The organism is Sediminibacillus terrae, from assembly GCF_009602435.1.
Lineage (GTDB): Bacteria > Bacillota > Bacilli > Bacillales > Amphibacillaceae > Sediminibacillus > Sediminibacillus terrae.
Map to the genome: position 1 here is coordinate 192746 of NZ_VZDQ01000026.1, position 21653 is coordinate 214398.

18 protein-coding genes and 1 other annotated feature (1 of these 19 cut by a window edge) are annotated in these 21653 nt (G+C 42.6%); all 18 genes read right to left on the reverse strand.

The genetic code is table 11. The features are described from left to right. Window positions 1-63 (reverse strand) — a sequence feature (ribosomal protein L20 leader region); it reaches 58 nt to the left of the window's first position. A gap of 277 nt (window positions 64-340) precedes the next feature. Then, window positions 341-2284, reverse strand: coding sequence for a threonine--tRNA ligase (gene thrS, locus F6X55_RS16230; protein ID WP_153464738.1), 1944 nt, complete (start codon window positions 2282-2284; stop codon window positions 341-343). Between the two features lie 361 nt (window positions 2285-2645). Beyond that, window positions 2646-3497, reverse strand: coding sequence for a putative sporulation protein YtxC (ytxC, locus tag F6X55_RS16235; RefSeq protein ID WP_153464740.1), 852 nt, complete (start codon window positions 3495-3497; stop codon window positions 2646-2648). A 316-nt stretch (window positions 3498-3813) separates the two neighbouring features. After that, on the reverse strand, window positions 3814-4746 hold the full coding sequence (dnaI, locus tag F6X55_RS16240) for a primosomal protein DnaI (RefSeq protein WP_153464742.1): 933 nt from the start codon (window positions 4744-4746) through the stop codon (window positions 3814-3816). A 53-nt stretch (window positions 4747-4799) separates the two neighbouring features. Next, complete coding sequence (locus tag F6X55_RS16245) at window positions 4800-6182, reverse strand: replication initiation and membrane attachment family protein (protein WP_237648694.1); 1383 nt, start codon at window positions 6180-6182, stop codon at window positions 4800-4802. 37 nt (window positions 6183-6219) lie between these two features. Further along, window positions 6220-6681: a transcriptional regulator NrdR gene (gene nrdR / locus F6X55_RS16250; RefSeq protein ID WP_026569739.1), complete on the reverse strand. Its 462-nt coding sequence runs from the start codon at window positions 6679-6681 to the stop codon at window positions 6220-6222. Between the two features lie 35 nt (window positions 6682-6716). Next, window positions 6717-7124, reverse strand: coding sequence for a hypothetical protein (locus F6X55_RS16255; protein WP_026771085.1), 408 nt, complete (start codon window positions 7122-7124; stop codon window positions 6717-6719). A gap of 184 nt (window positions 7125-7308) precedes the next feature. Continuing rightward, window positions 7309-7686: an adenosylmethionine decarboxylase gene (speD, locus tag F6X55_RS16260; protein ID WP_026569738.1), complete on the reverse strand. Its 378-nt coding sequence runs from the start codon at window positions 7684-7686 to the stop codon at window positions 7309-7311. 368 nt (window positions 7687-8054) lie between these two features. Beyond that, entirely contained in the window at window positions 8055-9086 is a 1032-nt protein-coding gene (locus tag F6X55_RS16265) for a glyceraldehyde-3-phosphate dehydrogenase (protein ID WP_153464744.1), read from the reverse strand. Window positions 9087-9359: 273 nt separating this feature from the next. Beyond that, window positions 9360-9962, reverse strand: a complete 603-nt coding sequence (gene coaE, locus F6X55_RS16270; RefSeq protein WP_026771084.1) for a dephospho-CoA kinase — start codon at window positions 9960-9962, stop codon at window positions 9360-9362. A 13-nt stretch (window positions 9963-9975) separates the two neighbouring features. Then, window positions 9976-10605 (reverse strand): sporulation membrane protein YtaF, encoded by a 630-nt coding sequence (gene ytaF / locus F6X55_RS16275; RefSeq protein WP_026569736.1) that lies wholly within the window; start codon window positions 10603-10605, stop codon window positions 9976-9978. A gap of 70 nt (window positions 10606-10675) precedes the next feature. Then, window positions 10676-11500: a DNA-formamidopyrimidine glycosylase gene (mutM, locus tag F6X55_RS16280; protein ID WP_026569735.1), complete on the reverse strand. Its 825-nt coding sequence runs from the start codon at window positions 11498-11500 to the stop codon at window positions 10676-10678. A gap of 17 nt (window positions 11501-11517) precedes the next feature. Further along, the gene (polA, locus tag F6X55_RS16285; RefSeq protein WP_153464746.1) at window positions 11518-14157 is read right to left on the reverse strand and encodes a DNA polymerase I; all 2640 of its coding nucleotides are present in this window, start codon (window positions 14155-14157) and stop codon (window positions 11518-11520) included. Between the two features lie 348 nt (window positions 14158-14505). Further along, complete coding sequence (gene pnpS, locus F6X55_RS16290) at window positions 14506-15894, reverse strand: two-component system histidine kinase PnpS (protein ID WP_153464748.1); 1389 nt, start codon at window positions 15892-15894, stop codon at window positions 14506-14508. Beyond that, on the reverse strand, window positions 15881-16588 hold the full coding sequence (locus F6X55_RS16295; protein ID WP_153464750.1) for a response regulator transcription factor: 708 nt from the start codon (window positions 16586-16588) through the stop codon (window positions 15881-15883). Before F6X55_RS16295 ends, pnpS begins: the two co-directional genes overlap by 14 nt. A 156-nt stretch (window positions 16589-16744) precedes the next feature. Further along, window positions 16745-17221 carry a MaoC/PaaZ C-terminal domain-containing protein gene (locus tag F6X55_RS16300; protein ID WP_026569732.1) on the reverse strand — a complete coding sequence of 159 codons (477 nt, stop codon included), beginning with the start codon at window positions 17219-17221 and terminating at the stop codon, window positions 16745-16747. Between the two features lie 323 nt (window positions 17222-17544). After that, the gene (gene mdh / locus F6X55_RS16305; protein WP_153464752.1) at window positions 17545-18483 is read right to left on the reverse strand and encodes a malate dehydrogenase; all 939 of its coding nucleotides are present in this window, start codon (window positions 18481-18483) and stop codon (window positions 17545-17547) included. Between the two features lie 25 nt (window positions 18484-18508). Beyond that, window positions 18509-19780, reverse strand: coding sequence for an NADP-dependent isocitrate dehydrogenase (icd, locus tag F6X55_RS16310; protein WP_026569730.1), 1272 nt, complete (start codon window positions 19778-19780; stop codon window positions 18509-18511). 114 nt (window positions 19781-19894) lie between these two features. Next, window positions 19895-21010 carry a citrate synthase gene (gene citZ / locus F6X55_RS16315; RefSeq protein WP_153464754.1) on the reverse strand — a complete coding sequence of 372 codons (1116 nt, stop codon included), beginning with the start codon at window positions 21008-21010 and terminating at the stop codon, window positions 19895-19897. Window positions 21011-21653: the final 643 nt, after the last annotated feature.

A 21653-nucleotide genomic window follows, 5' to 3' on the forward strand; every position in this document is an offset into this window, starting at 1 on the left:
GTTTAACCTGCCAACTGCAACATGCGTCAATCAGGTGAGAAGCGGGTGCTTCTGCTTGCCTCAGATCATTATTTAATTTCACCTATAAAATAATAGCATAAGGATGCTAAGATGTCAACAACCATGGTTGTGTTTCTATGAAAACGACTATTCCATCATACATAACTCAAAGAGAAAACACAAGAGGGATTTTTTTTAAACTTTGCAAGCATTTGATAAGGCCTGATTTGTATCTGAAAAAATGGTACGAAAGGGAAAAGCAATCTTGATAGGGAAAATCACCAGCGTTTCCACACTGATGATTTTCACTGTTAAGAGGGAGGCTTTCTTTGACCATCCCTTACTTCAATGTTTTTTCACGAATTTCCGCCTCGATTTGATCCATAAACATATCTAGAGGCTTTGTTTCCGAGTTTTTCTCGCCATAACGGCGTACATTGACGGCATTGTCTTCAATTTCTTTGTCACCCACTACAAGAGCGTAAGGGATTTTTTGCGTTTGCGCTTCCCGTATCTTATAGCCGATTTTCTCATCCCGCTCATCCACTTCTACGCGGACACCACGATATCGCAAATCCTCTTCCACTTTTTTAGCATAATCCAAATGAATTCCGGGCGAAACAGGTATTATCCGGGCTTGGACAGGTGCAAGCCATGTAGGAAATGCCCCTTTATACTCCTCGATAAGGAAGGCGACAAAACGTTCCATCGTAGATACAACACCGCGGTGGATGACAACAGGACGGTGTTCTTTGCCGTCTTCACCGATATAGGTCAAATCGAACCGTTCCGGCAAATGAAAGTCCAATTGAACAGTCGACAATGTTTCATCTTTTCCAAGGGCCGTTTTGACCTGCACGTCCAACTTAGGACCATAGAATGCCGCTTCACCTTCTGCTTCCACATATTCAAGCTCCATGTCTTCCATCGTCTCTTTCAACATTGCCTGGGCTTTTTCCCACATTTCATCGTTATCGACGTACTTTTCGGTATCCGCTGGATCCCGATAGGATAGACGGAAGTAGTAATCATCGATGCCAAAATCCTTATAAACTGCCTGAACCAATTGAACAACACGGATAAATTCGTCTTTCAGCTGATCTGGGCGTGCAAATATGTGGGCGTCATTCAATGTCATAGCCCGTACACGCTGCAAACCGGCAAGTGCACCAGACATTTCATGACGATGCATGGTGCCAAGTTCCGCAATGCGGACAGGAAGATTGCGATAGCTGTGCAGTTCATTTTTAAACACCATCATGTGATGCGGACAATTCATTGGGCGCAGGACAAGATCTTCGTTATCCATTTCCAATGTAGGGAACATATCGTCCTTGTAATGATCCCAGTGGCCGCTTGTTTTATATAAATCTACACTTCCCAAAACCGGTGTATATACGTGATCATAGCCAAGTCTTTCCTCCAAATCGACAATGTAACGTTCGATTGTCCGACGGATAGTGGCTCCTTTCGGCAGCCAAAGCGGCAAGCCCTGACCTACTTGTTGAGATACCGTAAACAAGTCCAATTCTTTTCCTAACTTTCGGTGGTCGCGTTCCTTAGCTTCTTCACGAATACGTAAATATTCATCAAGATTGCTCTTTTTCTCGAACGCAGTACCGTATATCCGTTGAAGCATTTTGTTGTTGCTGTCCCCCCGCCAATAGGCACCGGAAATGCTCAACAGTTTGACTACTTTGATTTTACTGGTGGACGGAACATGGATGCCTCGGCACAAATCAAAAAATTCACCTTGTTGATAAATAGACACCGTTTCTCCTTCGGGGATGGCATCAATCAATTCAAGCTTTAACTCATCGCCGATTTCCCGAAACATTTGCTTTGCCTCTTCGCGTGAAACCTCTTTGCGGACAATCTCTAAATTTTCGTCGATGATTTTTTGCATTTCTTTTTCTATTCTAGGTAAATCTTCCGGGGTTACAGATTCTTCCATATCAAAATCATAATAAAATCCATCTTCAATGACTGGTCCAACCCCGAATTGAACATTGTCGTACAATCGTTTGATCGCCTGCGCCATCAAATGGGCAGCAGAATGGCGCATAATTTCAATTCCTTCCTGCTGCTTATTCGTGATGATTTCGATCTCGCCGTCTCCCGGAAGCTCGCTGCGAAGATCATAAGGGATACCATCCAGTTTTACTGCCAGCGCCTGTTTCCTCAATCCAGGTGAAATCGAAGCTGCTATATCCTCTCCAGTCGTCCCCTGTGGGAATTCCTTTTGGGCTCCGTCTGGGAATGTAATGCGGATCATTTCTGCCATAAGTGATCTCTCCTTTGAAAGTTGGTTTATCGTGTAAACTAAAAAAGTGAAAAACGCCCGTCCCAATAGCTTAACAGCTAAGGGACGAGCGTCGGCCTCGTGGTTCCACCCTAATTCCCGCACATAATGTACGGCTCATTGGCATCTGTAACGTAGATGAAACGCTGTTACCTACTATCTCCGTTCAATAACAGGGTTCAAAGGCGGTAATCAGAATCACGGAAGTACAGGAAGCTTTCAGCCGAGCGGCTCCCCTCTCTAAAGTATTCCAGGCCGATTCGATCATGTCCTCATCAAAACCGATGTGTTAATCTTTTATGAACGTAATTATAGCGATACAGTAGTCAAAAATCAAGTATATTCAATGATTTCTTAAATAATTCGGGAAGGGGAACCGAGTGAAGGGTTCGAAAACCGCTTTCTCCTGGAACACATTGATCACGGTCAGCGTTTTCGGCTCAGAGGGATGGTCCCCGTAAATAACAACACGTTCAGGCGCCATGGCAAGCAGTGGTGTAATATTCAGCTCAGCTTCATCCAAACCGACTATGTAGAGCGGTTCCTGTTGAATCAGCATTTTAATTTCCATCTTGGAAAAAGGCTTCCCGTTCGCTTTATAAAATTTAAAGTTCCTGCCTTGCACCACATGGACAATTTGAAATTTTGACTTCTTTTTGGCTACATATTCCCGCAGCGACTGGACAAACGATTGATGATCTTCTTCCCGCTTGAATTCATCGATCGCCATCCCGATGATTTCGATAAGTTCCTCTTTGTAGGGCTGCAGGCGAAAATTCACCAATGAATCGAAATGAACCGCTTCTTCGGTACGGATATTCTCCTGAAAACATTTTTTCAATGTTTTCCGCAAATCGATATCCACCGGTATTGGAACATCCCCCGAATCATCGCCTGATAAAATAGAATGGGCAAGTTCTGAAATTCGATGTACTTCCTCCTTGTCTTTATAATAATAGACATTCTTGATTATATCGGCGACCCAGATGCTTTCTTTATGTCTTGTGAACACATATGCCATCGCCTCAGCAGTGTTAGCCAGTTGTTCCCCCATGGATCGGCTTTCCCGGATTTTGATATGGTTTCCCCACTTGTCATTGGTTTTCCAGTTCAATTCTACATCGAGGCCATACTGAACAATCCGATCACAAAATGTCATGGTTTCTGCTTTTGTCTCAAAATAAACCTCAAGCAATACTCATCACCCTCATCACGATCAAACTGTTACATTATATGGATCAATGCTTCAAAAAATGTGTGATGTATGGGAAGAATCCTGATAGTTTTTAAAATCGACCGGAATAAGCCCACACATACAAAGGACAACCGATAACCAGCGGCAAAATTATGGAATAGTTCTTTATGAAATAATCAAAATTGGAAGAACCCCCTTTCTTCGATCAGCTGTTTCAATGAAAATAACAAAAAAACGGACGAGCTCGAACTGTCCGTTTCCATTGCTTTTACCACTATATTTTTTTCAACAAGTATTCTCTAAGTTAGCCAGCTTCTTAATCCCTGCGGTTCGTTCCGAACAAAGGCACTTCTCTGCTGACCTGTTTGATCCGCTCAATGATCCTTCCAGCTTTGACTTTTTCAACATCTCCCCTGGTGGTAGTCGCTAAATGATTTTCCAATTGTTCCAGACTATAATTGGAGGTGAAAAAAACAGGTAATTTTTCCATCATTCTGTATTGCAGGATGGATCCTAAGATTTCGTCTCTGAACCAGGCTGATTGAGACTCTGCTCCTATGTCGTCCAGCATCAGTACCGGAATCGTTTTAAAGCGTTCCACTTTCTGATTCAGAGAGTCATCCTTCAAGGACGCCTTTATCTCCCTGACAAATTCAGGCATATAAATAATCATGCTTGCAATCCTTTTTTTCGCCAGTTCATTGGCGATAGCACCTAAGAAATGGGTTTTCCCCACGCCGAAAGGTCCATAAAAGTACATCCCTTTAGCTTCTTGTTCATCGGTCCCGACCGACTGAAGATAACGAACCGATTCTGTAATGGCTTGACGCCGTTTGTCGGTGTGATCCAAATCTGCAAAAGTGGCATGGAGTATTTCCCGAGGCATATAAAGGCTTTGAATTAGTGTTTTATGCTTCTCCTGCTCGTCATGTTGGATTTTTTTATAGCATTTTTCGTAGCTTATACGAACAGTCTTTCCGTCTACTTGCAAGTATGGCGTATAGCCTGGAAGGATGTTTTGGCATTCTTCCAGAACCGGACAGTCAGCACAATTTTTAGATTGTGAAATAAATTCATAGAGCTTCATCAAATTCCTGTCGATGTCATTTGTATCCAGCTGCGGATTGCTTAAGAGCAGCTGCTTGACCTGCGAATCATTTAAAATTGCGTTTCGCAAGTGAGTGAAATTCTTTTGGAAGTTCTTATTATCTTTCATCCATTTTTTCAAGGAAGCTTGAATAGGTTCCATCTTCGATCATCCTTATTCTTATACTTCTGTGCTCCATAAACAGAAACAGTGCCCTAGCTGCCATTATTCAAATAACTTTTTATCAATTCGCCGAGGTCTTCCTGGTTTTCTTCTTTATCGATGGCAGCCTCTGCCTCTTTTACTGTTTTTCCATTCTGCTGTGCTTTTCTTTCCTTAAACCAGTCAGGAATCACCTCTTTTTTGGCAGGTTTGCGATAACTTTGCTTTGCAGTACCAGAACCCCACTGTTGATACTTTTGATTTTCAGATTTGGCAAGAGCCATTGCCTGCTTCACTGTTTTCACATTTTTTCTGGCCCAGTGACTCGCGATTTTTTCCAAGTAAGCTTTGGAAAGTTTCATATCTGTCTTTAAAAGAACATAATGGACCAAAACATTCATGACACCTGGCGAGAGCCCCTGCTGGGTCATCACATCCCTGATTGTTTTTAAATCTTGCGCAGAGGCTTGATTACCACCGGATAAGTCCTCTAACAGCTGTTTGGGAGAAATTTCTTCCAGCATTTTCACAAACTGCTCTTCCTTGCTTACCGGTTCTTCTGCTGTATTCTCAGCCTTCACCCGGCCAGTCTGTTTTTCCACCAGTTTTATATCTGCCTTTCTTGCAGAAGCCTGAAATAAATCGTGGCAGGCAGATTTAAATTCCTTTGCGTCCAGTTGATTATCTTCATTTATAGCCCAAATCACGGCACTTTCCAAATCTTGGACAGGCAAATCGTACAACACAATCATTTGCCGAATCAATTTTTTGTTAGCTGCTGTCAAAACGGAACGGGAAGAAATCATTCTTTTTTGCAGCATTTGTTCAATCCAGCCGAAGTCAACTTCCTCGTCAAGGTGAGCAGGGCCTGCCTGGCTTTCCTGTTGTCTTTCTTCTCCCGGAGAAGCAGGAGCAGCAAAATGGGAGATATGCGTATCGAACACATCCGCGAATCCCATGGTGACATCTTCGCCTTTTAACTGACCCTGCCCCTCTATGTCAAACAAATGAACCAATTCCCCATGTTTCTTTTCGCCCAAGTGGTGATAGAGCAGCTGCGACAGCATTCCATCATTAAAAAAGTCGACTGGCAAAAATGGCGGGTTCAACTGATATGTATAAACATTTTTTTGTTTATGTTCAGTTTTATATGTGCTCATCAACCCAATGCCTTCCAGTTTCAGACGTGCCTGATATAACTTATCAAGCGGCAGAGACAAGTAATTCATCAAAGTGTGATGGGTTTGCAGCTCTTGATGGTGATTTCTTAATTGGCACTCACTCATAAGTGTTTGATATAAAGAAATGGCATCGCTGCCGACAAGCGGCTGATACAGATGGGTCAAAGATTGCAGACTTTCCATCGATAAGGCCGCTGTCGTCTTTATAGCAAATCCGTCGATCGGGAGTAATTTACCAATATGTTGATGATTCAAGATTTTGTCTCCTTCCTTTTGCTGAATAAGCCTCCATTTATTTATTGTCTGACCTGATTAAGTCCTTCAATTCATCCAAAAACACACTTATGTCTTTAAACTGTCTGTACACAGAAGCAAACCGGACATATGCTACTTCATCAACCGATGAGAGACGATCCATGACCATTTCACCTATTTCTTTGCTTTGTACCTCGGAAGTACCTCTATTTCGCAGTTCTTTCTCTACCTCTACAGCAATCGACTCAATTTGCTCCAATGCCACAGGCCGTTTCTCGCATGCTTTGATCAGCCCTCTCATCAACTTTTCACGGCTGTATTCCTCTCTTGTCCCTTCTTTTTTGACGACAATCAAAGGCACTTCTTCCAGCCTTTCGAAAGTTGTAAAACGGAAAGAACATTCTTCGCATTCTCTTCTTCTTCTGATAGACCGGCCTTCTTCTATCGGTCGCGAATCAAGCACTTTTGTACTTTTAAATTGGCAGTTAGGACATCTCATTATGTATCAACCCCATACTTTTATAGCAGTTTCCATTATAAATCAGCATTTTTCGTCATCGATGTTTCCAAAAAAGTGAGTTCTTTTTTTAGCTGGCTGTACAACTTGGGTATCAAGTTATGACTGAATCCGAAATCAAACGGCAAAATCGATTCAGTCGTCACCGAAAAATCGATTGCAGTTCGATATGGTTTCACCATAATGACCGTAGCAATAATGAAAGCTTTCCTTCCGCCGGTATAATTGACACTGATTTCACCATGTTCTTTCGATTGAGCTACTATCTCATAGGAATCTGATCGTTTAAAGTATTCCTCAACAGCCTGTAAACCTTTTTCTTTTGTTGTTTTAAAATAATGTGTCTGTAAATTTGCATCCCAATGATTTTCATTTGTTTCTGCATGATTGCCGAAATACTTTGTTATTGTTTGTCGAAAACTCATGACAGGCACCTCACAACTTTAGACAAAGTCTTTTTCTTTTTATTTTAACACGTTTTCAATGATTAAACGATGACCAAAGTCTTTTCTTTGTTTCACGGCAATCCATACTCAGGAATTTCGGTCACAAAATGGATGTCGCATAAAAAACCCTTGCCGTCTCCTCTGGCAAGGGTTTCCCGATTCATTATAAAGCTTTAAACTGGCTGACTTCCACAGGGCCCATCCCCCGCGGCACTTCCACTTTTTCGCTTCGATTCGATTCAAGTGATTCAGCAATATATTCCGCAGCTACGTTCGGATCGATAATATCCCCGCAAGTATAGACATCAATGCTTGCGTATCCATGTTCCGGGAAGCTGTGGATTGTTAAATGGGATTCAGAGATAATCACTACACCGCTCACGCCATAAGGAGCAAATTTGTGAAAAGCAACCTCGCGAATTTCGGCTCCGGCTTTTAAAGCAGCATTGACAAATATCTTTTCTATTAACCCCATATCATTCAGTTTATCTATATTACATTCCCATAATTCTGCAATCACGTGCCTGCCCATTGTATCCATTCAATTAATCCCCCTTTAAAAGTGAAAAAATCTCCTCAATAAAAGCATGGACCGCCATGGGGGAAAGTTAGTCCTAAGAGGTCCTAACCCTTAAAGCAGTATATATCCATACTCATGGTGAAGAAAGTTACCGGAAACCGGTTATGTTGAAACAGCGTTGTAGTATTTGGTATACCTCGCGTTGCCGAGGCATTAAACCAGAAATCTTTCTTGCGTACGTCAACCGTCGAGAAACGGATGATGTGCAAAAAAAGTATAAACGGTTTACCCTGGATTTGCAAGCATGTTCACCATTTTTTTCACGGAGAGAAGAAGGGGGCCTCGTCCCTCCATCTTATTATTGGGCAATCAGCAGGCACTTATCCGTATCAGGAATACTGATATTGTTCCTGTTTAACCGAGCCGTAGGATATAAACCGTGCAAGATCCACTACGCGGCAGGCATATCCCCATTCATTATCATACCATGCAATGATTTTCAGATTGTTATCGGCAACCACCATTGTGGATAAACCATCGACTACTGCTGAGAAATCAGAAGTTGTATAATCGATGGAAACTAGCGGTTGATCACTATATTGAATGATGCCTTTCATTTCTTTTTCGCTGGCTCTTCTAAAGCATTCGTTTACTTTATCTGGTGTAGCCGGTTTTTTCAGTTCGACGGTTAAATCGACCAACGAAACATTTGGGGTAGGTACACGCAAAGCCATTCCCTTTAGCTTTCCCTCCAAGGAAGGCATTACTTCCTTGATTGCTTCCGCCGCCCCTGTTGAAGTGGGGATAATCGACTGTGTACATCCACGCGCTCTTCGTAGATCTTTATGTGGGTTATCCAGGCTTTGCTGGTCATTTGTGAAAGCATGGACCGTGGTCAGCAAACCATGTTCTACACCGAATTCATGATGAAGAACTTTAAGCAATGGCGCTAGACAATTTGTTGTACAAGAAGCTGCAGATATCACCTGATGTTTTTCCGGCTGAAAATCCGTTTGATTCACTCCCATGACAATAGTGGCATCGACATTTTTGCCCGGCGCAGTTATGATCACTTGCTTAGCCCCGGCATCTAAATGCTGTCCGGCTGCTTCTTTTGTTTTGAATTTTCCAGTCGCTTCGATAACAAGGTCTATTCCCAACTGTCTCCACGGAAGCTCGCTCGGTGTCCGATTGGAGACAAGGAAAACTTTTTTTCCATTAACGAGCAAACCATCAGAAAGCGCTTTCACTTCTGTCGAAAATCTCCCATGAACGCTGTCATAATTGATCAAATGTGCTATCGTCTCAGCAGGGTAACTGGCATTGATGGCGACTATTTCTATATCTTTGTCGACAATTGCCCTTCTGAACACCATCCGCCCTATCCGGCCGAATCCATTGATTGCTATACGAGTAGTCATTAAAACGACCTCCTATTAAAGTGCATTTTTAACATCATTTCTACAATAGTATAGCACATTTATTTCAACAGTGTGTCATTTTTAAAGGGAACAAATGAAAAAGTCGCTACATAACAAACATGCTTTTTGGGGGAATCAAAAAAAACCGACCGAATCCGAATGCGTAGCAGTTTCGAATATCGTTCGGTTTTTGCTGTTGCTTCCATAATTTTGATTCAACTACTTTTTGCGAATTCGAAATCTTTAAATATTGTAGTTTTTCCGAAGTCCTGTTTACACCTGGATTGCCCATTTCTTCAAAATGGTTAGAAGTTGTTGCCGTGATGACTCTATCGTCCCATTATTATCGATTATTTCATCTGCCATCTTTGCTTTTTTATCTAAAGGCATCTGTGCGGTCATCCGTTCCGTTGCTTCTTCTTCAGAAAACCCATTGCGATTCATCAACCGCCGACGTTGTGTTTCTTCATCTACATAAACAACCAGTACTTTATCAACAAAATGAGTAAGGCTGCTTTCATATAGTAATGGGATATCCAACACGACAGCCTCTTCCCCTTTGGCTGCAAACGCATCACGTTGTTCCAGCATTTTTTCCCTTACTGCCGGGTGGACGATATCATTAAGTTGTTCTCTTTTCTCTTTGTCTCTGAAGATTAGCTTTCCCAATTTCCCGCGATCTAAATTCCCATCAGAAAGAAGCACTTCTTCTCCGAATACATCCACAATTCGCTCATATGCAGTTTCTCCCTTTTCTACTACCTGCCTGGAAATAATGTCTGCGTCTATAATAGGTATATTCCATTCGGCAAGAAAGCCAGCAATAGTGCTTTTCCCGCTGGCAATGCCTCCAGTAAGTCCGATTACAAGTGCCAAGTCTACCACACCTTCAGGTAATTTTTATGATTCCGATGACGATGAGAATTAAACCGGGAAGAAATGTCAGTCGCTGCAGCCAGCGCCAATAAGAAAATAAATAGCCGCTTTTCAAACCTCCAGCCAAAAAAATTCCTGTTGTTGCACCAATGCCGCCAGCTGCCAGCAATGGAGCGAATCCAAGCATGGCTGCACCAATCCCCGCACCAAAAGAATCGACAGACAACGCCAGACCAAGCAGCAAGGCTTCTATTCCGGTTATATTTCCAGACTTATCAAAGTCAGCCGCCATCGGTTTTTTTAATATTTCGATTACAATACCAAGCGACTTTATTTCAAATTTCAAGACGATCGGCTGCTCCCGCTGGGTATTATCGGTTCGAAAAAACTGATAAACGACCCAAATGCCGATCAATATGAGCACCGTTCCACCGATCATTTCAGCTACTGACGGTTCTAGAAAAGAAGCGATCACCGTGCCGATCAGCATGGAAAGATAAAATACAACAGCCGTTATGAAGGCGATTAGAAGGATAGTCCGAGATCTTATCGCCATTTTCCTCAGTCCATAGGTGAACCCGACCATAAAACTGTCCAGGCTGACAGCAAAAGCAAGCAGCACAAAGGTGGAGACATCAGCCATATCCTTAACTCCTTTATCCGTATACTTTTACGAGTTAGTATATGGATGAGGCATCCCTCTTGTGCTTAACCTATTTTTGGCAGGTTAAGCAAATATGTGTCCCTCTGCCTCCCACCTTGATCTTGGTTATCGGTCCGCCACAGCTTTTGCATGGTTCGTTTTCCTGTCCATAAACAAACAATTCCTGCTGGAACATGCCGATTTGGCCTTGGCTGTTTACGTACGATCGGATAGTAGTACCTCCCTGTTCAATCGCCTGTTCCAGGGTTTCCACAGCCTTTTGATGGATGATGGAAACATCTTGCTTAGACAAACTGGTTCCCTTTCTCTCCGGGTGGATGCCTGCTTTGAACAGCGACTCATCGACGTAAATGTTCCCCAATCCTGCAATCACCGTCTGATCCAGCAAAATGGACTTGATTGTCCGTTCGCTTTTATGGACCTTTTGATAAAAAACATCGAAATCAAACGCTGGGCTGAACGGGTCAGGACCGAGCTGACTTAAAGGTTTTTGCTGGTATGCTGTTCCCTTTTCCACCAAATGCATCGTACCGAATTTCCTTACATCTTTATAACGAAGCTCGCTGCCATCAGTGAAGGTGAAAATAACATGTGTATGGTTCAGTACAGGCTCATCCTGTTGATAGACACCATAATTTCCCTCCATACGCAAATGGGAAATCAATGTATAGTCATCCAGCTCGAAGAGTAAAAATTTCCCACGCCGATCAATATCAAGGATTTTTTGTCCGGTAAGCATTTGTTTAAATACATGAATATCCGTTGGCTGTTTAATTATTTTATTCCAAAATACCTTCACATCGGCAATTTGTTTATTTTGTACAAGCTCCAATAATGTTTTTCTAATTGTTTCCACTTCAGGCAATTCTGGCATTACCTATTCTCTCCCTGCTATTTTGCATCATACCAAGTCTTCCCATAAGCATAGTCCACTTTCAGCGGTACATTCAATTCAATCGCATCTTCCATCGCGGAAGGAACGATGGTTTTCAATTGATCGATTTCACTGCTAGGCGCTTCCAAAATCAACTCATCGTGTACTTGAAGCAACATTCTTGCTTCCACTTGTTCTTCCTTCAATTTTTGATGAAGATTTATCATCGCCAGCTTGATTATATCTGCAGCACTTCCTTGAATCGGTGTATTCATGGCTGTCCGCTCGGCGAAACTCCGTTTATTGAAATTTCGGCTGGTGATGTCAGGAAGGTATCTTCTCCGATTCATCATCGTAGAGACATAGCCTGTTTGCTTCGCCTCCTGAATGATTTCCTCCATATAATCTCTTACACCCAAATACGTATCCAAATAACGGTCGATAAATTTCTTTGCTTCTTTTCTGGTAATCCCAAGACTTTGCGACAAACCATAGTCACTTATTCCATAGACAATACCGAAGTTGACTGCTTTTGCCTGCCTTCGCATGTTCGGGGTTATTTCGTCTTCAGCAACATGAAAAACCTGCATAGCGGTTTGCGTATGAATGTCTTTGTTCTCATTGAAAGCTTCAATCAGTTTTTCATCGTTGGCGATATGTGCTAAGACACGCAGCTCGATTTGCGAATAATCGGCCGCGAATACAATCCAGTCCTCTTTGGAGGCTGTGAACGCTTGTCTGATTTTCCTTCCTTCTTCCAGGCGAATCGGGATGTTTTGCAAGTTCGGATCAGTCGAACTCAACCTGCCGGTTTGTGTAAGTGCCTGGTTGAAACGTGTGTGGATTTTTTGGTTGTCTCGATGAACCACCTTTAATAATCCTTCTATATAGGTAGACTGCAGTTTCCCTAACTGTCTGTACAACAACAAATTCGGGATGATATCATGCTGATCCTGTAACTGTTCCAAAATATCCGCTGAAGTGGAATAGCCGGTTTTCGTTTTTTTGATGACAGGCAATCCGAGTTTTTCAAATAAGATCGGCCCCAACTGTTTGGGTGAATTCAAGTTGAATTCCTCGCCAGCGAGCTTAAACACTTCTTCTTCGATTTCCTTTAGACGGCGCTGCAGTTCCGCACCCATTTCTTCCAGTTTGTTTATATCTACCCGCACCCCGGTGTGTTCCATTTCACCCAGGATAATGGCAAGCGGCATTTCTAATTCATCAAACAGTTCGAACTGCTGATTTTGTTTCAGTTGCTCCTCGACTTTGTTTTTCAGCTGATATATGAGTCGTGTTTTTCTAGTTACATGGTCTGCGAGTTGTTCCTGCCCTGGCACCTTCAGTTTCGCGCCTTTCCCATATACTTCCTCGTCATACAAAACCCCTTTTTCTCCCATCCGATGGCAAATTGCAGGGATATCGTGATGATTCTCGGAAGGATTGATTAGATAGGAAGCGAGCAACAAATCAAAATCGATCCCTTTTACCTCTATGCCCTTATTCAACAAAGCGACCGTAGTCTTCTTTGCATCGAAAACATACTTTTTCATGGCAGGGTCTTCTGCCCACCGTTTGAAAGCAGGAGACTCCACAGCTGCTTCGGTTGGAATAAAGTAGTTATGTCCGGCATTTACGATGCCGAATCCTTCTATCGGAGCTGAGTGGTAATTGTCCTGCAACATTTCTACCACCAAAGCTTCTTCACCTGTGAACAAATCATCGGTAATGTCTTCGAGGATGGTCACATCCAACTCCGGCAGTTCCTCCTTTGCTTCCGTCTCTTCTCCGTCCTCCCCATCGAGTCTGCTCAATAGGGATTGAAAACCCAATTCCTTGAATATCGCACTTACCTTATGTGCTTGATACCCTGGATATGGAAGATCCTCCAAGCCGATTTTCAGCGGAGCGTCACAAGATATCGTCACCAGTTCTTTGCTCATATAAGCATCCTGTTTATGGTTTTCGAGTTTTTCTTTTAACTTTTTCCCGCTCACTTCATCCAAATGGTTAAAAAGGTTATCGACTGTTTCATATTGCTTCAACAGTTTGACAGCCGTTTTTTGACCGATCCCCGGCACCCCGGGAATGTTGTCAGAACTGTCTCCCATCAAGGCTTTCATGTCAATGATTTGGTCTGGTCTCACTTCCATCTTTTCAAGCATGAAGGAAGGAGTATAAGCATCAATATCGCTAAGTCCTTTCTTCGTCAAGCTAACCGTAACGTTATCTGAAACGAGCTGAAGAAGGTCCTTATCCCCGGAAATCACATTTACTTCCCATTCCTTGCCTTCCCCCTGTTTTGCGAGGGTTCCGATGATATCGTCCGCCTCGTATTGGTCCAACTGGTAATGAGGAATACTGAAAGCATCCAGCAAGTCGCGGAGAAGCGGAAACTGTTCGGAAAGCTCAGGCGGCGTTTTTTGTCTGCCACCCTTGTACTCCTTGTATGTCTTATGACGAAAGGTGGTTTTCCCCGCATCAAAAGCGACCAGCATATGGGTCGGTTTTTCTGTCTCCAGTATTTTCAGCAGCATGTTGGTGAATCCATATATAGCGTTGGTATAAACACCTTTGTCATTGTTCAATAGCGGCAAGGCAAAAAAAGCCCGATAGGCAATACTATTGCCGTCAATAAGGATAAGTTTATTGGTCATCTTTCGTTCTCCTTTTCTTTTAGATAAGATTATGTATTTTCATATTTGCTTAGAGTTGTCCAAGTTTAACACCTTACTGCCATTCGTCCCATCTACCCTTGGCTTCTACTCTATCTTACCATGTTTGAAGAAAAGAAGAAAAAAGGAGGAACGATTGCCATCATTCCTTATCGAGTAACTCACTCTATGACAAGAACGATTTCTATATACAACCAATTTAGTTGAAGAGTCACGCATACAAAATCGGGGAGAGGAACGATACGAAAAAGCTGTCAGCCAGTCATAATCTCGACTAAGCGGACAGCCCGTTCCCCCTTTAAGTATGAAAAGATATAATAAGTTCCCTTTTTAATGCATATGCTTCGGTGTCAAAGGCAATTCAATCGTAAATACCGTTCCTTCATTTACTTTACTTTCCAGAAATATCGAACCTTTGTGCGCTTCGACAATATGCTTTACAATCGCCAAACCAAGCCCCGTACCACCGGTATTCCTGCTCCTAGCCCGGTCGACTCGGTAAAAACGTTCAAAAATCCGGCTTTGGGCCTTTTCTGGTATTCCGATTCCGGTATCTGAAACAGTAATCCTCCACTTGTCGCCATCTCCTGTGATGGCCAAGGTCACTTTTCCTTGTTCCGGGGTATAATTGACTGCATTGTTGAGCAGATTGATAAACACCTGTTTCAAACGTTCTCCATCAACCACAGCTACAAACTGATCGGGAAGATCGACAGTCAACTCAATCTGCTTTTTGTCGGCTTGCTGGCTGACCACAGGCAGTAAGTCATGGACCAATGAGGGTACATCCACCTCACTGTATTCCAATCTCAACTCATCTTTTTCCAATTTGGACAGTTCCAGTAAATCATGAATCAAGGCTTGAAGACGTCCACTTTCTTTCAAAATGATTTCCAAGAATTGCCGGCGGAGCTCTGTATCTTCCATCGCTCCTTCCAACAAAGTTTCAGCGAAACCTCTGATGGAGGTGATTGGTGTTTTTAACTCATGGGATACATTCGCAACAAAATCCTTACGCATTTCTTCCAGTCTCTTTAACTCCGTAATGTCATGAAAAACGAGTACTGCACCTTTCAATTCCCGTTTATCATTAAAAAGTGGGGCGCCGACTGCTTCTACCGATTTTCGTTCCAGGCCAGAGGAAATGGAAAAGGAGACCTTCACCTTTTCTTCGTAAAGAAAAGCTTCTTGCACGGCTTTATGTATTTTCTCCTTGTCCAGGACATCATAATACAGAAATCCCAGGTACTCTTTTTCGGTCGAACCAAATATAGATAAAAATTTACGGTTGACCATGTGGACATAGCCTTTTTCGTCTATCAGCATCAACCCGCTTTCCATATTGTCAATCACGGTGCTCATCTGATTTTCCTGCATTCTTTCCTGTAATGTGATCTGCTGCAAGCTTCTTGCCAGTACATTGATGGAATTACTCAGCTTGCCAGCCTCTCCGAAATAGCTGACATAGGTTCTCGCCTTGTAGTTTCCCTGGACTAATTCGTCCGCAACCCTGGCCGCTGACTGAATGGGTTTTATGTATTTTTCAAAAATATTCATGATTAAAACCAAAAAAACGATCAAGCCGCCAAGAAGGCTGCACAAGCCGATTATTCTTTCTGTAAACCCAAGAAGAGGAAGAATGATGATAGCCATTCCTGCAAAAATCAGCACAACCACAAAAAGGTAGCTTAGAAAGGGCCGTATATTAACCGATCCCATTTAAATGATCCTCCATTTTGTACCCCAGTCCCCTGATGGTTTTGATATAGACAGGGTGTTTTGTATCAGGCTCGATTTTCTCCCGCAAATGGCTGACATGAACATCTACAATGCGTGTGTCGCCGACAAAATCATAATTCCATACCGCACTCAGTAATTGATCCCTTGATAATACCTTACCTTTATGCTTGGCCAAATATAGTAAAAGTTCGAATTCTTTTCTTGTAAATAAAAGTGGTTCTCCCTTCATAACTGCTTCGTATTGTTCTGGATAAATCATTAAGTCGGCTATTTTCAGAAAAGATAACTCCGCTTCAGCAGGCTGCTTGTTCGTTCTTCGCAGTATCGCTTTGATCCGGGCGACGACTTCTTTCGGACTGAACGGCTTTGTAAGATAATCATCGGCCCCCAATTCAAGACCGAGGACTTTATCAAATTCATCATCCTTGGCAGTCAACATCAGTATGGGTGTATCGATCTGTTTTTGTCTGAGCAGTTTGCATACTTCCGTTCCATCTAATTCAGGGAGCATGATGTCCAGGACAATCATATCGAAATTCTCCTGGACAGCCTTTTGGACTGCTGTCTGTCCGTCATAAGCTATATCGGTTAGAAACCCTGCTTGTTCTATGTTGTATTTCAACAAAGTCACAATCGATTCCTCGTCATCCACTATTAAAACCCTTCGATTCATCCCAACACCCCATTGTCTCTTTATATAGTATGTCTATTCTCTTTTTTCATCATACAATGAAGGGGATAGTATGTGAATACAAGAAACCTCATAATCGTAAAAGTCGCCTGTAAAGATTTCTTTACAAACTTTACAATCGCCATCCAAAATCGTCTTTCAATAGAAATTTTCCAACGAGGAAGCGATCATCGATTCAGGCTCAAAAGCAGGACAGACGATTAAAGTACCCCGCAGCACCACTTTTTCCGTCGCATCCCTTCCTGTAACGCTTATTCTTATTTGATGCTTTTCATAATCTATAGAAGAAATTTGCAAATGGAAATCAAGCTTGCTTTCATGATAGACGGGTGACGGGTAAGAAAGCTGTTGCTCGATAATATGGCTTCCTGGTCCAGGAAGTTGCATCGAAACGATGGAAGAAACTACTCCGAACAAAACGACTGAAGGGACAATCGGCCGCTTATAAGGAGTTTGCGAGGCGTAATCATGTTGGAGATAAAGCGGATTGGCATCATTGGTAATACCCAAATACAACAATAAGTCCTGATCAGACAAATGATAACGATGTTGATAAGAATCTCCGACATTCAAGTCGGTAATTTTCTTTCCCAAAGGTCTTTTTTTAGCAAACATAGGAACATCCCCCTTTTATGTATGCGCTTTCTTTTCATTATAACGGAAGTATCCCCCCGTTGGAAAGGACATTGAAGAAATGAAAAGTGCAAGCAATTTATTAAAGAATAGAGGCTGGATTCCCCGTATCCTGTGACAACGCCAAACATGATCCGCAGTGTGCGTGACTCCCTACAGTTTTGAAGCGGAGGTATTTTGCCACGCAGATAATTGGCTTGAGCCCTGGTGTGTGGAAGCGAAGGACCAGACATCTCTGGAATAGATACTTTCTTATCTATTAAAAAAGCTTTATGAGGAATAGTATCCCCATAAAGCTTCTTCTATTACTTTAGAACATCTAAAACCTTTTTCACAGATTCTGCCGATTTATCCAGAGCGGCTCTTTCATCATCCAGTAAATCGAGTTCGATGATATCTTCCAAGCCATTGCCCCCGATTATGGAGGGAACGCCCAGAAATAAATCCGAGTAACCGTATTCCCCTTCCAAATAAGCAATCGATGGCAGGACTCGGCGCTGATCTTTCAAAATTGCTTCCGCCATCACTGTCAAGGAAGCAGCTGGCGCATAATAGGCACTACCATTTCCTAAAAGGTTTACGATTTCACCGCCACCCGTCCGGGTCCGAGCAACGATTTCATCTAATCGTTCCTTGGAAATCAGCTTTTCGAGCGGTATCCCGCCGGCATAGGAGTAACGGATCAATGGTACCATGTCATCACCATGTCCGCCGAGAACAAACCCGGTTATATCTTTAACCGACAGATTCAGTTCTTCAGCTATAAAGGTACGAAAACGCGCACTATCAAGTACTCCGGATTGACCAATGACCCGGTTTTTCGGAAATCCTGATTCTTTATATACCGTGTATGTCATCGCGTCCACGGGATTCGTCAACACAATGATGCAAGTATCCGGCGAATACTGGACGATTTCCTTTGTAACACTTTTCATGATCTTCGCGTTTGTGTTAACCAGGTCATCCCTGCTCATTCCCGGTTTTCTGGCAATGCCCGCTGTGATGATGACAAGATCGGATCCTTCCGTATCTTTATAATCAGCTGTACCAGTGATTTTCGCATCGAATCCTTGTACAGGGCCTGCTTCCAACATATCAAGCGCTTTTCCTTTTGTAGGATCTTCCATATCCGGTATATCGACCAAAACGACATCAGACAGTTCTTTTTGTGCAATCATAAGGGCTGTAGTGGCTCCAGTGAAGCCACCGCCTATTACAGATACTTTTTTTCTTTTAATGCCCATGCCACAAAACCCCTTTTCTGAAAGGTTAATCCATATTTTTGATCAATGCATCCCCAAATCCGGAAGTTTTGACTTCTTTTGCACCGTCCATCATTCTGGCGAAGTCATAAGTCACTTCCTTGGAAGCTATGGTCTTATCCATGGACTTCGTAATCAATTCTGCTGCTTCCCTCCACTCTAAGTGTTCAAGCATCAGGACTCCAGACAGAATGACTGATGACGGGTTCACCTTATCAAGTCCTGCATACTTTGGAGCTGTACCATGTGTTGCCTCGAATATAGCATGACCAGTTTCATAGTTGATATTGGCTCCAGGCGCAATGCCGATTCCGCCCACTTGTGCTGCCAAGGCATCAGAAACATAGTCACCGTTCAAGTTCATGGTTGCCACTACATCAAATTCACGCGGACGGGTAAGAATCTGTTGCAGAAAAATATCTGCAATGGCGTCTTTGACAATGATTTTGCCAGCTTTTTCTGCATCTTCCTGTGCTTTGTTTGCCGCCTCTTTACCTTGTTCTTCCACAATGCGATCGTATTCCCACCAGGTGAATACCTTATCGCCAAATTCTTCTTGTGCTACCTCATAGCCCCACGCTTTAAAAGCACCTTCTGTAAACTTCATGATGTTACCTTTGTGGACAAGCGTCACACTTTTACGGCCTTCATTGATTGCATACTCAATTGCCGCACGTACCAATCGCTTCGTCCCTTCTTCCGATACCGGCTTAATTCCGATGCCGGATGTTTCAGGGAAGCGGATGTTATGTACTCCCATTTCATTTCTCAAGAAATCAATGACTTTCTTGACTTCATCCGATCCTTTTTGCCATTCAATTCCAGCATAAATATCTTCGGTATTTTCCCGGAAGATAACCATATCCGTATCTTCAGGACGTTTAACCGGTGAAGGTACTCCTTCGAAATAACGGACAGGACGCAAACAAGTGAATAAGTCCAGTTCTTGTCGCAAAGCTACATTAAGAGAACGGATGCCTCCTCCAACAGGGGTCGTCAATGGCCCTTTGATTGCAATTTTGTATTCACGAATGGTGTCAAGTGTATCTTTTGGAAGCCACTCGCCGAAACGGTCATAAGCTTTCTGACCAGCGAAAACTTCCTTCCACTCAATCGATTTTTTTCCATTATATGCTTTTTCTACTGCTGCTTCGATGACCCTCTTCGCTGCAGCCCAAATGTCAGGGCCAGTTCCATCCCCTTCAATGAAAGGAATAACCGGGCGATCCGGTACATTCAATACCCCGTCATTTACTGTGATTTTTCCGCTTTGTGCCATAAGATGACCTCCTCTTAATTAATCAATCAGATAAATAGTATCATAAATCATAAACTTTTTTTATTTATTGCAAGCTATTTGGTCTAGTTTGGTTGAATCCTTCAAATTTCTTGATTAGCGCTCTTCAACCGATTTATACGTTTGATGTTTTGGTCCAACGTATTCCGCACGCGGACGGATAAGCCGATTGTTTTCATACTGCTCGAGTATATGAGCGAGCCAACCAGATACCCTGCTCACTGCAAAAATCGGAGTGAATAAATCGTGTTCAATTCCCAGGCTGTGGTAAACCGAAGCCGAATAAAAATCGACGTTGGCCGGCAACCCTTTGTTTTCTTTGATGTAATCTTCGATTTTCACTGACATCTCATACCATTTTGACTGACCTGTCAACTCTGTCAATTCGCGAGACATCTTTTTCAAATGCTTTGCTCTTGGATCACCGGTACGATATACACGGTGTCCCATTCCCATGACTTTTTCTTTATTATCCAGCATTTTTTTGATATAAGGAATAGCGTTGTCGACTTCCCCTATTTCTGTAAGCATTTTCATTACGCGTTCATTGGCACCGCCATGTAGGGGGCCTTTCAACGCACTGATTGCGGAAGTGACTCCGGAATATACATCCGACAATGTCGCCACACATACTCGGGCAGTAAATGTCGATGCGTTCAATTCATGATCCGCATGGAGAACCAATGCCTTGTTCACCGCTTCGACTTCTAAATCTTTCGGTTCTTCTCCGTTAAGCATGTAAAGAAAATTAGCTGCGTAGCTCAGCCCTTGCTTCGGCGCAACAGGATCCTTTCCCTGACGGATTCTCGCAAACGCTGCCACAACAGACGAGATTTTCGCCTGCAAGCTGACCGCTTTCCGCTTATTTGCTTCTTCATTCATCTCATCTGCTTCCGGATCGAAAAGACCAAGCATCGAAACAGCAGTCCTTAAAGCTGCCATTGGATGAACAGTGCTAAGATCATAAGATTTTAAATGCTGGATGATTTCTCCAGGCAGTTCCATATTAGAAAATAAATCTTTTGTTAAACGTTCCAATTCGTCTTTTGAAGGAAGTTTCTTATTCCAAAGCAAGAAAATGACTTCCTCAAAACTAGAATTTTCAGCTAAATCATCAATTTTGTATCCCGCGTAGGTCAACTGGTCATCAATAATGGAACTGATTGATGATTCTGTAGCTACAATTCCTTCCAACCCTTTCGTTGTTGACATTGCATCTCTCTCCTTTACCTGTATTTTCCATATGCAGCACCTGACCGACTATCATCGCTTTTTCGAAAATATCAGACATAAACCTAATCAGATATCAAGCAAAGTAACCCGGCATACCGAGCTGTCAGGCGCAGCAATCCAGCATTGCTGTATAAGGTCAGAAAGCGACAAAACTTTCCAAGCTTTGATTGATAGAAAATGCTTTCTATTCATCCCCATGTTCAATTATAAACAATAAAGATAACAAAGTGAAACGTTTTCTTTTCTAAATAAGAAGAAAGTGACCTTCGGGTTTGAGCTCCCTTGCATTGCTTCCTCAAACTATTAGAAGTCCTGTTGTTTTTCCGAATTGACCAGAAATTCGTCGAAACAGTGGTTCTGCAGGATAACTCCTTTGGTCGAATGGAACAAATTTTGCTATGTATTTTTATCTATACAACCCGATAAATATAGATTAACTACAATTGGTCCATTTTTCAAATAATTCACCCTGTTTGGCTGCTGTCAATCCCAGTTTCATTGTTTATTTTTCAACTTTTTTGCACTTTTAACCAGTTGCGGACGCGGCTGATGATAAACCCGGCTCCTGAATCGGTTATACGTCGCCCAGGAGCCGGGAGTAAAAAGTAGTTTCCAGGTAGCA

Bases quoted from the DNA above. Each gene is read 5' to 3' on its own strand.
- thrS (WP_153464738.1), bottom strand. From the start codon at position 2,284: ATGGCAGAAATGATCCGCATTACATTCCCAGACGGAGCCCAAAAGGAA.
- dnaI (WP_153464742.1), bottom strand. From the start codon at position 4,746: ATGGAACCTATTCAAGCTTCCTTGAAAAAATGGATGAAAGATAATAAG.
- nrdR (WP_026569739.1), bottom strand. From the start codon at position 6,681: ATGAGATGTCCTAACTGCCAATTTAAAAGTACAAAAGTGCTTGATTCG.
- F6X55_RS16255 (WP_026771085.1), bottom strand. From the start codon at position 7,124: ATGAGTTTTCGACAAACAATAACAAAGTATTTCGGCAATCATGCAGAA.
- speD (WP_026569738.1), bottom strand. From the start codon at position 7,686: ATGGATACAATGGGCAGGCACGTGATTGCAGAATTATGGGAATGTAAT.
- F6X55_RS16265 (WP_153464744.1), bottom strand. From the start codon at position 9,086: ATGACTACTCGTATAGCAATCAATGGATTCGGCCGGATAGGGCGGATG.
- ytaF (WP_026569736.1), bottom strand. From the start codon at position 10,605: ATGGCTGATGTCTCCACCTTTGTGCTGCTTGCTTTTGCTGTCAGCCTG.
- mutM (WP_026569735.1), bottom strand. From the start codon at position 11,500: ATGCCAGAATTGCCTGAAGTGGAAACAATTAGAAAAACATTATTGGAG.
- polA (WP_153464746.1), bottom strand. From the start codon at position 14,157: ATGACCAATAAACTTATCCTTATTGACGGCAATAGTATTGCCTATCGG.
- pnpS (WP_153464748.1), bottom strand. From the start codon at position 15,894: ATGGGATCGGTTAATATACGGCCCTTTCTAAGCTACCTTTTTGTGGTT.
- F6X55_RS16295 (WP_153464750.1), bottom strand. From the start codon at position 16,588: ATGAATCGAAGGGTTTTAATAGTGGATGACGAGGAATCGATTGTGACT.
- F6X55_RS16300 (WP_026569732.1), bottom strand. From the start codon at position 17,221: ATGTTTGCTAAAAAAAGACCTTTGGGAAAGAAAATTACCGACTTGAAT.
- mdh (WP_153464752.1), bottom strand. From the start codon at position 18,483: ATGGGCATTAAAAGAAAAAAAGTATCTGTAATAGGCGGTGGCTTCACT.
- icd (WP_026569730.1), bottom strand. From the start codon at position 19,780: ATGGCACAAAGCGGAAAAATCACAGTAAATGACGGGGTATTGAATGTA.
- citZ (WP_153464754.1), bottom strand. From the start codon at position 21,010: ATGTCAACAACGAAAGGGTTGGAAGGAATTGTAGCTACAGAATCATCA.